The sequence below is a fragment of the Neiella litorisoli genome (assembly GCF_014773395.1).
Classification (GTDB): Bacteria; Pseudomonadota; Gammaproteobacteria; order Enterobacterales; family Neiellaceae; genus Neiella; species Neiella litorisoli.
In genome coordinates this window covers 215,863-229,165 of sequence record NZ_JACXAF010000003.1, presented here as the reverse complement: position 1 = coordinate 229,165, position 13,303 = coordinate 215,863, and the positions used below count along the sequence as shown (strand labels likewise).

The following is a 13,303-nucleotide window of genomic DNA, read 5'->3' as shown; positions in this document are numbered from 1 at the left end:
GCCGTGGTCATCGCAATGAAAGTATGCGCCGAGCACCATTTGCCACGACTAGCCCGATAACAACGCCAATCACCAAATCAGGAATTTGCGAGCCTGTCACTGCAACAAGAAGACCAGCGAGAATGACTCCAGCATTGGCTATCACGTCATTGGCTGAGAAAATCATGCTGGCTTTCATGTGGGAGCCATTGTCTCGAACCTTGAAAATCAGCATAAGGCATATCACGTTTGCTACTAAGGCAACGCCACCAATCGCCATCATCAGCAATGATACGGGCTCACTTCCCATAGAGGCTCGCCTAGCGACCTCCATCAACAATCCAACAGCTAAGATTAACTGCAACCAGCCAGACACGTGCGCAGCTTTTAGCTTGGCTTCAGCGGCTTTTCCAACTGCATACAGTGCCACTAAGTAAACAGCTGCATCAGCAAACATATCCAAAGAGTCCGCAATAAGGCCCGCAGATTGCGCAACAATGCCCACTGTAAACTCAATAAAAAACATCACTGCATTGATACCAAGCAGCCATTTCAATACCCAAGCTTCTCGTGAGTCGTTGTACTTAGCCTCTTCTAATATCTTCTTGGCACTTTCTGCATCGACATGTTCGAGCGATAGTCGCTGAGCACCAAGCCCAACCGACTTGATGGTTGCTTCCACCTTTTCAGGCGAGTCGGCGTGATACACATGCACTTTCCGATTCGGTATATCGAAATCGAAGGAGATCGCTCCGCCAAAGTTCGCAAATGCTGTTCTGATCAGATTTTCTTCCGAAGGACAATCCATCTTTGGCACGCTGAACACACTAACCAAATTTAACTCTGTCAAATTGAGATCGGATTGTGGAAACTCATTTGAAGGCGATGCATCAACCTTGTTGCTTTTGCAACCACAGCATTGTGAGGGATCAGATGTCATAACTAGGCCTTGAAGTTACTATTTCTCTAAGCCTACACTCTATAGTTACTATAGAGTCAATAAGGAGCTTTCATACAAGATGAAAATAGGTGAATTGGCAAAACGCAGTGGGTGCTCTGTCCAGACCATTCGTTACTACGAAAAAGAAGGGTTGATTTCTGCGCCAGCCAGGACGGGTGGAAACTTTCGTGTGTATGACTCTCCGGCTCTGGATAAGTTAACTTTCATCAAAAATTGTCGAACTCTGGGTTTGACTTTGGATGAAATTAAACAATTGATAATGCTTCAGGACTCTCCAGGAAGACCTTGTGAGAAAGTAAACGGCATGATTGATGAACACATAGGTATTGTGAAGTCTCGTATTATTGATCTGCAAAAGCTTCACGATGATTTAAAGGTACTGCGTCAAAAATGTGGACAAGCTCGCACCATTGAGCAGTGTGGAATTTTGGATGAGCTATCACCTAAATCATCCATCTGAAATTGAAAATTAAGCTTGTGTAGCAATCTTGGACAATTTGGCCGGTGTGTCATTGCCTACCGCTTCGAGCTGAAGCGGTAGGCTACTTAGTTATGAAGTTTCCTGTAATTTGCCTTTTGAAAACCAAGTGAATAGCACTGGTAGTACAAAGAGTGTTAGCAGCGTTGCTGTTACCAACCCTCCGACAATAACGGTAGCCAGTGGTTTTTGGATCTCAGCGCCAACACCATTTGAGAGTAACATCGGGATGAGCCCCAGTGCCGAGGTCATTGCGGTCATTAGTACCGGCCTGAGCCTTGAGAGCGCCCCATCAAACACGGCGCTTTCAGCAGGAGAACCATCTTTAATGCGTTGATTGATGCTTTCAACCATCACTACACCGTTCAACACCGCGACGCCAAACAGCGTAATGAAGCCAACAGAACTTGGCACTGATAAGTATTGGCCAGATAGCCACAAAGCGAACACGCCACCAATTACAGCTAATGGAACATTCACAAGGATCAACATCGCCTGCCCAACGGAAGCAAATGTGAAATACAATAGCAGTGCAATTAAACCAAGAGATAACGGCACTACGAGTGACAACCGTTGCTGTGCCCGCTGCTGGTTTTCGTACTGCCCCCCGATATCCACTGAATAGCCGGGAGGTAAATCAACCTTCTTGGCAATCGCCTCCTGAATATCAGCCACCACGCTGCCCATATCTCTGCCATGGACGTTGGCTTGAACAACAACCCTGCGTTGAACATCATCCCGGCGCACTTGCGGTGGCCCAGACTCTACCGACACCTCTGCTACATCCCCCAAGCGCACCCATGCACCAGAAGGAGAGCGTAAACGAAGCTCTGCGATTTGTTCTCTGTCTTGACGGAACGACTCTGCTATTCGCACATAGATGTCATAGCGTTCATTACCGTTAATGATCTGACCCGCACTTACCCCTCCCATTCCGTCACGAACCAATGACATTACATCTTCAACATCTAAGCCATATCGGGAAAGTGCACGACGATTAGGTTTCACTACCAATTGAGATTCGCCAGCGATTTGCTCCATGGCGACATCACGCGCACCAGCTACATCCTTTACTGCGGACTCTATCGCTTGCCCTTTCTGCGCCAAAACAGTTAGATCAGGTCCAAAAAGTTTAATTGCGAGCTGAGCTTTAACCCCCGAGAGTAGCTCATCGACCCGAGTTGCAATAGGCTGAGAGAAATTGAATAGCAGGCCCGGATGCTGCTCAAGCTTGTGCTCCATAAGCTCTTGCAACTTGTAGCGGCTGTTTGCACTTGTCCATTCAGCAACGGGCTTTAAGCCAATGTAAATTTCTATGTTGTTAACAGGCTCAGGATCGCCACCAATTTCCGCCCTACCAATACGAGACATGGCATAGGTTACTTCGGGAAATTGCATCAAGATAGCTTCGAGCTTAGGCGCAACTTCCAGTGCTGTATTTAGGCTGGAAGATGGAGCCAATGTAACGCGTAGGTTAATCGTTCCTTCTTCAAGCTCTGGTACAAACTCAGTACCCAGACGAGGGACTACAGTAGCCGTCCCAATGACCAGCAAAACAGCGACACTTACTACAACCCGACTGTGATTCAGGCTCCAGAGCAGTCCTGCTCTATATGCTCGCTCAAGAGGTTGAAGCACAAAGCTATGCCTTACTCTGATGCCATTTCTGAACAAATATGTCGCAAGCGCAGGTACGATCAACAGAGCGACAACCACAGCAGCTAGCATTGCCAACATGATACTCACGGCCATGGGTTGAAACAGTTTTGCTTCCACTCCCTCGAAGCTAAACAGAGGCATGAATACAACCAGAATAATTGCGGTTGCAAAAAAGATAGGTCGCGCCACTTCCCGGCCTGCGAGTTGAAGCCTAAGTGCAATGCTACTTTTGTTAGGAGAACCACTCCTAAGAACGCTGGCCGAGTGTGCTGCTCTGGCAGAGCTTTGTTCATCATGTTCAGCATCAAAGTGACTTAAGTGCTTAAACATGTTTTCTACCATCACCACCGAGCCATCAACGAGCATACCAATCGCAACGGCGATGCCTCCCAATGACATCAGATTAGCCGAGATACCGAACCAGGCCATCACCATTAGGGCGATACCAATGGAAATGGGAATGGAAAGCAAAACCAGCAATGTTGCTCTGAGGTTCATCAGAAACAGTGCCAATATCACCACGATCAGCGCGAAGGCCAGTAACAGCGCATTGACTACCGTCTGCACCGCTTGCGAAATCAGATCTGCCTGGTCATAGAAAGCTTCAAAGTGAACCCCTTCTGGCAATGCTTGATTAATACGCTCAACCCTGCTGTTGATCCCATCAATGGTTGCTTTGGTATTTGCTCCCATACGCTTAAGAACGATGCCAGAGACAACCTCGCCAAGGGGGTGGATAGTGCCATCTTCGGCCCTTCGGCTCATGGTTACCGCACCTTGACGGATCTCCCCTCCCAACGAGACATCAGCAACGTTGGCAACAGTGACAGTAACACCATCAATAGTTCTAACTGGAACCTGCCCAAGTTGCTTCAACCCAAGATCTCCCGAGGCTACCCAGCCAGTTCCTCTGATCACGAGTTGTTCTTGGCCTCTATTCATATACCAACCGCCAACATTAGTATTATTTCGTTCCAGAGCAGCAATTACATCGTTCTGAGAGAGCTCGTATGCCAATAATAGGGAAGGATTTAGGTTGACTTGATACTGGCGAACCTCACCACCGAATGAGAGCACATCGGTCACCCCTTCTGCTGGAATAAGCAGCAGCTTCACAACCCAATCATTAAGGCTGCGTAAGGCCATTGCATCAAATCCAGAATCGGGCTCAGCGACCAAAAGGTACTGATAGACCTGACCCAAACCTGACGTATTTGGCCCCATTTCTGGCGTACCTACGCCCTCAGGAATTAGCTCTTTAGCAGCTTGAAGCCTTTCAAACACCAATTGTCGGGCAAAGTATATGTCGGTGCCTTCTTCGAATACGACCGTCACACCCGACAAGCCTGTCTTTGATATAGAGCGGACTTCCTTCACATCGGGTAGCGCATACATAACCGCTTCAATAGGATAGGTAATAAGCTGCTCAACCTCTTCGGCAGCAAGCCCAGGTGCTTCGGTATTTACTGAGACCTGAACATTGGTGACGTCAGGGAATGCGTCCAAATTTAGTTTAGGGATCAGAAACGTAGAACTAACAATAATGACAACGAGGGCTATCAGTACCAACAACCTGTTGGCCACAGCCCAATCAATAATTCGATTAAACATTGGGACTCCAGTTACTTAGTGGTTGTGGGGGTCAAAACCGCCTTTGGCGATTTGTGAAGCAACGAAAAATGCCCCCTTAGTCACAACCCGCGTCCCCGGTTTCATTCCCCGAATTTCGCGAACTTGCCCATAGGAATCTCCCAACTTGACTTCCATAGGAATAAATTCCCCTGGATGATCTTCAACAAAAACAGTCCAATCACCATGTTCATCTCGAATTAACGCCGACTCTGGTACTGCAATCACTGAATGTTTCGTGCGAAAGTTAAAAAACACTTCGGCAAATTGACCTGGATGAAGTTGATGGGCAGCATTATCAACGACCAGTCGCACGAGGCGTGTGCGCGTAACCGGGTCGATGGTATGGGCTTCTTGAGATACGACGGCTTCGACCCTTTTACCTGCGCTTACCACTTCGGCTTTTGAGCCAGCTTCCAATGACATATCTAAGTTCGGTGATAAGTGAGCCTCTACCCAGAGCTGCTTTTCATCAGCAATTAGGATGAGAGGCTCGCCTGGGTCAATACGTTGCCCTTGCTCAAATTCATCGGATAGCACCGAGCCAGCAATTTCAGCTCTCAATGTATACTCACCCAAAGATGGTGCGCTCTGCTTTTTCAAGCTTTCTAAATCACTGGACGCCAGCCCATACGCCAGCAAGGTCGCTTGCGCCGCTTCAAGGTTCGACTTTGCTTCAACATAGCGTTGAGCGCCAACCGTTTGTTGGCCCAACGATTTGACTCTTTGCCATTCAGGCCATGCTGTACGAAACTGAGATTGAGCTTTGGCGACACTTTCGCTAAAGAGAGTGACTAGCTTTTGTCCTTTTGCAACATGCTCTCCGAGAGCCACGTGGCGATTTAAAATCACAGAAGGAACGCGGGGAGAGACCCGATAGCTTGTGTAGCCATTGGTTAGGATCTCCCCCGGAGCATACAGCTGATAATCAATTTGTTGGAATTGAAGTGGCTCGACAGCAATGTCAGCAAGAGCCATTTGCTCTGGACTTAGTGTTACCGCACCTTCCGCATCATGCTCGCCCTCTACAATTTGGGGTTCACCTTTCCCTTTGAGGTCATCGTGCTCTTCATGTGCATGTTCACTGTGGCCGTGCTGACCATGCTCCTCATTTTCTTCCTCTTGGTGCTCATGAGGTTCTTGATGCGGTTCGTGGCTATCAGTTCGAGAGGCCGCATGAGCATGCTCTGTCACAGATGCCAATGTAGCCGATGAACTGAGCAATCCGGCAATTAAAATAGTCATAAATTTCATGTTCATTGATACCGTCCTACGCTTAGTTCATCGGTTGAATGAGAGTGGCCAATTGCCCGGATTGGTAGAGTGCTTCTGTTAATGCAAGCAATGCTTGTTTTTCAAGCTCGATACCTGCCAATAGACTCTCTGTGCGCTGGTTTAAAGCTAATAAATAATTGGGGGTTGATAGGTCGCCGCTTTGCCATTGACGCTCTAGCAGTTGTTCGCTGTTGTTTACTCTATTGCCTAGTAGAGACTGCCAAGAGTTAAGGTGGTACTCATATCGTTGCCAACTGCTACGTGCAGCCCGCCAATTAACCCGCTGTTTACGAAAGGTCGCTATCCATTGCGCTTCAGCTTCAAGTTCTAGGCTTTGTGCCTCACGACTCTCTGCATCAAAGTTATTTCGCACATGAAGTGGAACGGATACTGTGAGCCCAACTAAGCTATCGCCACCATCCCGGCCAGCATTTATGCCAAATGTGGGATCGGGTTTCGCCGCCCGACGAACAGATTCAGCATGCTCTATTTTTGAACGCCACATTGCTTCAGAGCTTGCGACCAGTGGGTATTGACTAAGATTTTCGTCGGTAGCTTCGACAATTGAGGATGGCCAAAAGTCGTCGGGAAGACCACCTCTTGATTGTGACCATTCGGGCAGAAGCTCCTGAAGTTGAACCTCGGCCCGAACCAAGCTTGCCTCAATGTCTGCGACTTGGGCGATTTGCTGCGATAACGACAACAATGTTAGCTGCGCATCAACAGCCCCGATATCGCCAGTCTTTTGTTGAGCATCGACCAATTGAAGTAATGAAGTGAGCTGCACCTTCTGTGATTGAGCAATATCGGCTGCCTGACTAGCGGTTTTCCATTCAACTAAGGCCGCAACAACCTCCGCAGTTTTATTCAGCACTTGCTGCTTGTACATGTGCATGGCAGCTGTTTTTAGGAATGTCGCTTGCTTGGTATTCACTGATCTTCTATCCCAAAGGTCAATAGTTTGCTCTAGACCCACCGCATAATTGTTTTCATCGCCATTGCGATCCGCCCCAACAGACAGTGCGGGGTTGTAAATAGGCTGACCCATTGCTTCAGCATTGGCATTCATCCCCTGCCAGCGCTCCTTTGCTGCAAGTACATCTGGGTGCTGATTAATCTGCGTGGCTAGCCAGCTATTCCAGTCGCCAGCTAGTGCTTGTGATTGAAGAAATGAGGCACAAACTACGCCAAGCGGAAAGCACCATATTGCGCCAGTCAGGCGCTTCAAAAAAAGATTTGTCATTGTTTCGACCAAACATTGAATATCGTTAGATACACAAAGGCACGTTGCCTCTGCGAGCTTAAGAAAAGAAAGAGTCGATTACGCTATTGGAGGACGGAACAACGAGATAGGTAAGTAATTTGTTTTGCTGGATAAAAAATCTAGCGGAGCTTCCGCCGAAGGTACGAATGACGCTGAAGCATTGAAAACGACAAGAGCAGCCGATGCATGCCCATGGCAATGTCCACATTGGTGGCAATCGTTTGCTGGTATATCTGTGCTTGCCAAATGCGAGTCTGAGTCACCATGACCAAAGGGTGCATCAGCATCTGCAGCATGTTTATGAGAGTGGCTAGTTTGGTAGTGTTTTAAGCCAGATTGGTGCGGTTCATAAGTGGAGGCAACAGCAAACCATGATTGCAGAGCAATCATGAGAGTAAGCAATAATGTAAAACGGCTGCCAAGCACCAAGTTATTATTCCGAAAACACTAAACTGGAGTCACGAAATTATCAGAGACAGATTACATGGGCAAGTGGCGCGCTTGTAATAGCTCAGACCTGTTAGCACGTTGTTGGGAGCTTCTATTTCTTGTCTTCTTTAAGGCAAGAACAAATTGAGCCAGAAAGCTTTGATACTTTGCATCGTTACTAAGCTTGGGTTTTGTTTCAATCACTTCAACCAAACACAACAAACGAGACCACTGCGACAATGACCGCTATTGCCCATAGTACTGGGTTTCCCCAATTCTCGTTTTTTCCGACTAGGTATTTGGTCAACGGCTTCTTGTTAAGAATAACGTGAAACAGAACCAAGGCAATGCTTAGGAACCCCAAATACAAATGGATATCTTTGTATTGATGCTTCGTCAAACCAATCCAAGCCCACTGACTTGAGCCGGGGCCATGAGGAGCAACAAATAGGATCAGCCCAGTCACCATCAGAACAGTAAACGAGAAAGCCAAAATAACCGCCGTATATGGCCTTAAACGATTCAAATTCATTCTGTATCTACCCCAGTTATGGAGAACTTAATAAGTTCGCTCATCTGAATAGAGTGAAACCTAGAGCCTATGAAACTAAGTCGAGCGTCTACAGGGTGGCCGAGCTAGAAACTCTTCTGCACTGATGAACCCATCTTGGTCTAAATCGTATTGCTCGAACAATTTTGAAGAGTCGGCTGCATTTCTTTGTAACTTTGCTTGACCAACCCGCCTTAATTGACGATCTGAGTGAAAGGTTTCGAACTCATCTTTGGAAATCAAGCCATCGTTATTTGTATCAACGTTGATAAATTCAGGTTGTTGCTGCCTACCACCGAAACCTCGGCTATCGACTTGCGGGGCAATAGAAATAGCGAGCATACCTACGATTATTGCAAGGGCTAACCTGTTCATTTTCATTTGCCTTACAGAGAGTACACATCTAGGTATAGAGCACCATAACCACTCTAAACGTAAGGTTTTGTAAACTTAACTGCTGATACTGCAATTACCCTGTGACTCAAGGCTCACTGCGTATAATCATCACAACCGCTGAAATGCTGTACCAAGGGTTATCGACCCGAACTGAAGTCATCTTTAAATATTAGCTCAGAGGGAACGCCACTGTTGATGAGGATATTCTCAACCTCAATCATCATCTTACTTGGGCCACATAAATAAAATTCAGTAACCTCCCCATTTAGCCAATGTTTGATTTGCCCTAATATGACCTGCTGAACGTAACCTTGCTTTCCTTTCCAATTACAGGAAGGACTTGACAGAGTGGGTAGATAAAAAAAGTTACCCATCTCTTCCGATAATGTCTCGAACTCTTCACTGTAAGCAAGTTCATCTTCATTTCTTGCGCCTTGAATGAGCCAGGTTTCATGACGATCAGAACCGAGCTCAACCTGCTCCCAAATTATTGCTCTCAATGGTGCCAATCCCGATCCCGCTCCAATTAAAACTCTTCGAACCACTTCATTCTCAGACGCAAAAAAATCAGAAAATGGACCGCTTGCGATAACTTTATCCCCGACATTGAGAGCTCCCAAATAGCTGGAACCCAAGCCTGCTGCTGACTCATGAAGTTGCCACCTAACATTGAATATCAGCTTGTTATCGAGCGAGTCATAGGTTGCCAACGAATAATGCCGAACACCTCCTTGATGAGTGAATGTACCACTAGGAACCTGTTGCCAATATCTCTCATAGTGTTGAGGCAAATCCTTAGGTCTGATGAAATTTGTACCGCCAGGAATGATAAAGCTCATATACGCCCCAGCGCGGTATGGAATTCTCTTTCCTCCAGCGGCGGTAAATTTTATCTCCTTTATAAATGGTGTAATAAACTTGGTCTCCACCGTTGTTAACTCATAGGTCTGAACCTCTTGAGGGGCATCAATTTCTATCTGTTCTATGCCCGAAACAAAATGTTGGCATGCAAGCCTGTATCCTCGATTTAGTTGCTCTGGCGAGAGGAGATCTTGATCTGCCGTTGTTTGGGGAAGGTTTTTACTCGACTTAAACTTGCACGTCCCGCATGTTCCCCCTCCGCCGCAACGAGATTGAAGAAATACTCCTGCTTCCACCAACCCGTTCAAAATCGTATCTGCTTTGGGTAAGGCTAAATCTGAAGTCGTACCTGAAGGTAAATGCCGAACAGATAAGTGCTTTCTACTTTTAGCAAGAGGGACTCTTAGCAGTCCGCTTTTAAATAAAAAGATGAGCCAGACGCCCCCTGTAACCGATAGAGCTAAAGTCAATCCAGCAGCCGAAACTATGAGCCAATGATTGAAACTTCCTGAATTTCCATAATCCATGAAGTGCAGCCTAAACATAAGATCACGCAAGCGCCGATCATCGTCAATATGGCTGATGACTCGTCCAGAATTTTTGTCAATGTAAACATTGGTGTGACTGGGATCATCGAATGATACCTTCCAAACAGCATTTTCTTCTCTCGGCAACTCGCGAACAGGGGGCTTTACCAAAGACACAGCAATAACATTTGCAGTTCCGGTGTAGGAACGATTTGCTATCTTTTTTACAAAAGGTTCTGTTAGAACAAAAAGCTCTCCAGAATAGGCATCGAAGAGTTGCACATAATGCTTCTGGTAACGGTGTTCGGGTTTCGTATGTATAACCTGATAGTAAGGCTGCTCCAATATCCACAGTAGTTTTACGCTCTCAGCACTTTGCTCAGTTAAGTTCATCCACGGTATAAGTGGCTTTGTTTTAACTCCTTGGTGGTTAACCGAGGTTTTACTGGCATTTCCTCCCGCTACATGATGATCGACTAGAGCAAAGTAGCCTCCCGTTCCTATCCAAACAATTACTTGGAGCCCTACGGCGACAGAAACCCATTTATGTATCGATTTAGTGAAGCCAAGGAGGCTCATAAACCCTCCTTGGCGAAGGAGGATCGCAACCGCAATACCAATAATATGATGCCAGTCAATGCTGCTGCTAAGGCCGTAGTTGCGCTTAAGATGAACAACAAATTTGAAACATTTTCTCCTTCGGTATAGTCCATAATGTGAAGCCGCCACATCCAATCAAAAATTCTCCATGGGCTATGACGTTTAGTCACAATCTCGCCAGTATATTCACTGACATAAAAAGTCGGAGCCGAATAGTGATCAAATGTCACTTGCCACACAGGAAGGTGTCTAGCAGATATTTCTGAAGGCTTAAGAGACGCATCTGATATGAGTTTTACGTGACTGATTTCGTCATTACCTGCGTAACTGTATTTCGCAATCTGCCTTGCTTGATATTCTTCAACTGGAGGAATTCTTTCACCAGTATTTGCATCCACCGCAGCTCCGTGACCTTGGGGGGTTACAAATCGATAGATAGGATGCCCTGAACTCATTGTTAGCTCGACATTGATAGCTTCTGGGTTGTCTCTAACTAATGAATCAAATGAGTAAGTTACCTCCACGCCCTTTATCTCTTCTCTAGAATCAACTGAAAGAAATTCACCATGAACATAGTGAATATTCATCAGCACCATGTATAAGCCACTGATGGCCCACAACAGAAACTGCGCTCCCACGACTACCATCAACCACTTGTGGATTGCTCTTATGACTCTAATCATTTCTTAACCATATCGGTAATTAAGATTCGAAGGCATTACACACTAACTCAAACTAGCTAATGAACGGAGCAAGAGGGTCTCTTCCCCTCATGCTCCGAAGTCAAAGCTAGTGAGCTGCCGTAGATTTCACATCAATAACGTGTTGCTCCAATATGTTCTGACGAGCCAACAAATGTTCAAGCAGCGTCACCACCATAATCAATTGAGTATCCTGGTGGCTTTCTAATTGATAACAGGTCTGCTCATCTGCTGTTTGCTGCTCTAAACATTCAGCATTGGCTATGCGCTTTGCGCGGACCATTTCAGTCAATTGCTCAATACCCGTTGCCATTGCCTCTCGGTGTTCCTTCATAACCCCTTGATTTGGAACTGTGGTGCCATTCACCAGAGTATTTTCTAATAACGAATTCATCGACTTTATCGTCTGATGCATCTTTTCTTGGTGTTGATACATAGATACAGAAGTATCGTTGGCCATTACAGCCATAGAAGGAGCCGTTAGTAGCAAGGCAACAATGAGTTTTTTAGCAAAAATTTTCATGGTGAGATTCTCTATTTGAGTGAGTTCGAGTCATAAACGGAAAGTTATATGGGCTAAGAATCTCTATTCTCTAAACACTTCAAACAAGAGGAAAATAGGCGTCTTACGTTGGGCACTTGGCCTTATCAGCGAGCAGGCATATCTCCTTTGCCGCTCAAAATTTCGCAGCAGTTGCATGCAAGAGTCACTATGAGCAACATCAAATTTTCGCTTTGATTGCGACTCTAGAGCCTGCGCAGCCCTGCAACTTGACAATTCACAACAATCAGTTCGTTCGGCAGAGCTCACTTTTACTGAATGGCAGCCTATCTTTTGCATACCATCATGTTGATCTACTTGGGGGGGCGAGAAGGATTCAGCACAGGAGCTTAAAAAGCTCATCGCGGATAGCAGCCCAAGCAATAAAATCGAGGCAAGTAACTTGGCTTTACAACTAGCAAACCTACCGTAGTTGCCATACATCAAGGCACTCATCATACGTTCCAGCTCGGTGCTTCCGCTCTACGGCTCCTCACCGCTAAGGATTGAGCGCTATAATTCATGTGAACGTCCTCGAAAATAGCAATGGGTCTGCCCAAACAAGCTTCAAACACAGTTGAGCTGACGAATAACCGAATCGCAATATGTGGCTAAAGAGGCGACTAGAAGTCGCCTCTTGGCTATCAGTGGTAATGACTAAATTGCGAAGTTTGTCCATCGTGATGAACAGCAATCACGCTGTAAGCATCTTTACGATTCCCTTCCATTCCAGGTGAGCCCATCGGCATGCCGGGCACTGCGATGCCTTTAATATTTGGGCGCTCATCCAACAATCGCTGAACATCTTTAGCGGGAACGTGACCTTCAATAAAATAACCACCAACAAAAGCGGTATGGCAAGAAGCTGCCGCTGGTGTCACTCCGGCTTGCTCCTTTAACTTGCTGAGATTGTTTTGAATAACAACATTCAACTCAAACCCTTGCTGTTGCATGTAGTCCACCCACTTCTGACAGCAGCCGCAATATTCAGACTTGTACACTTCAATCGTCTCAGATGCAGTGGCAGCCCCGATACTGAGCAAGATACTTGCTACTAAAGCTAACTTTTTCATTTTCACTCTCCGCTATTCTTGCTCGACATCCGGTGGTGCTCGCTATGGTCCATACTCTGATGGTGACTATGATCCATACTCTGATGTTGGTTATGTTCACTTTTTCGATGTGGGCACTGCTTGTGCTCCTCTTTTCCAGAGTGAGCAGCCCCTTGTTCTAGGTGAGGACACTGTTTTTTGTCTTCATGTGTGCAGTCGCCAGAGTAGTGGTGAGGACACTTTGTCTGCTCTTGGTGCATACCTTGATGTTGGCTGTGATCCATACCATTCATCTTGGAGTGTTTCGCCATAGATGTTTCAGCAGCATTAAGGCTCAAAGAAATAGAAGCTGTAGCAAAGAATGCGGCGAATAGAATGTTTTTTAGAGTTAACGTTTTCAC

At 46.2% G+C, this 13,303-nt stretch carries 12 protein-coding genes; 1 reads left to right on the top strand and 11 read right to left on the bottom strand.

Going from position 1 to position 13,303, the window contains the following annotated elements:
- Positions 1 to 7 precede the first annotated feature (7 nt).
- Positions 8 to 787: a cation efflux transmembrane domain-containing protein gene (locus IC617_RS03135; RefSeq protein WP_224745745.1), complete on the bottom strand. Its 780-nt coding sequence runs from the start codon at positions 785 to 787 to the stop codon at positions 8 to 10.
- A gap of 211 nt (positions 788 to 998) precedes the next feature.
- Between IC617_RS03135 and cadR the strand changes: the two genes are divergently transcribed.
- On the top strand, positions 999 to 1,400 hold the full coding sequence (gene cadR / locus IC617_RS03130; protein ID WP_087505609.1) for a Cd(II)/Pb(II)-responsive transcriptional regulator: 402 nt from the start codon (positions 999 to 1,001) through the stop codon (positions 1,398 to 1,400).
- 90 nt (positions 1,401 to 1,490) lie between these two features.
- Here cadR and IC617_RS03125 read toward each other — a convergent pair whose 3' ends face one another.
- The 10 genes from IC617_RS03125 to IC617_RS03080 all read right to left on the bottom strand — a co-directional run bounded on the left by IC617_RS03125 (position 1,491) and on the right by IC617_RS03080 (position 13,303).
- Complete coding sequence (locus IC617_RS03125) at positions 1,491 to 4,688, bottom strand: efflux RND transporter permease subunit (protein ID WP_191143520.1); 3,198 nt, start codon at positions 4,686 to 4,688, stop codon at positions 1,491 to 1,493.
- Positions 4,689 to 4,703: 15 nt separating this feature from the next.
- Positions 4,704 to 5,966, bottom strand: coding sequence for an efflux RND transporter periplasmic adaptor subunit (locus IC617_RS03120; protein WP_191143519.1), 1,263 nt, complete (start codon positions 5,964 to 5,966; stop codon positions 4,704 to 4,706).
- Positions 5,967 to 5,982: 16 nt separating this feature from the next.
- Positions 5,983 to 7,224, bottom strand: coding sequence for a TolC family protein (locus IC617_RS03115; RefSeq protein ID WP_191143518.1), 1,242 nt, complete (start codon positions 7,222 to 7,224; stop codon positions 5,983 to 5,985).
- 655 nt (positions 7,225 to 7,879) lie between these two features.
- The gene (locus IC617_RS03110) at positions 7,880 to 8,206 is read right to left on the bottom strand and encodes a DUF4405 domain-containing protein (protein WP_191143517.1); all 327 of its coding nucleotides are present in this window, start codon (positions 8,204 to 8,206) and stop codon (positions 7,880 to 7,882) included.
- Positions 8,207 to 8,281: 75 nt separating this feature from the next.
- Positions 8,282 to 8,605, bottom strand: coding sequence for an EF-hand domain-containing protein (locus tag IC617_RS03105; RefSeq protein ID WP_191143674.1), 324 nt, complete (start codon positions 8,603 to 8,605; stop codon positions 8,282 to 8,284).
- Positions 8,606 to 8,757: 152 nt separating this feature from the next.
- The gene (locus IC617_RS03100; protein WP_191143516.1) at positions 8,758 to 10,587 is read right to left on the bottom strand and encodes a 2Fe-2S iron-sulfur cluster-binding protein; all 1,830 of its coding nucleotides are present in this window, start codon (positions 10,585 to 10,587) and stop codon (positions 8,758 to 8,760) included.
- A complete protein-coding gene (locus IC617_RS03095; protein ID WP_191143515.1) occupies positions 10,584 to 11,291 on the bottom strand; it encodes a PepSY domain-containing protein in 708 nt (235 codons plus the stop codon). Before IC617_RS03095 ends, IC617_RS03100 begins: the two co-directional genes overlap by 4 nt.
- 106 nt (positions 11,292 to 11,397) lie before the next feature.
- The gene (locus tag IC617_RS03090) at positions 11,398 to 11,832 is read right to left on the bottom strand and encodes a hypothetical protein (protein ID WP_191143514.1); all 435 of its coding nucleotides are present in this window, start codon (positions 11,830 to 11,832) and stop codon (positions 11,398 to 11,400) included.
- Positions 11,833 to 12,494: 662 nt separating this feature from the next.
- Positions 12,495 to 12,923 (bottom strand): DUF411 domain-containing protein, encoded by a 429-nt coding sequence (locus IC617_RS03085; RefSeq protein ID WP_191143673.1) that lies wholly within the window; start codon positions 12,921 to 12,923, stop codon positions 12,495 to 12,497.
- A 2-nt stretch (positions 12,924 to 12,925) separates the two neighbouring features.
- Positions 12,926 to 13,303 (bottom strand): hypothetical protein, encoded by a 378-nt coding sequence (locus IC617_RS03080; protein WP_191143513.1) that lies wholly within the window; start codon positions 13,301 to 13,303, stop codon positions 12,926 to 12,928.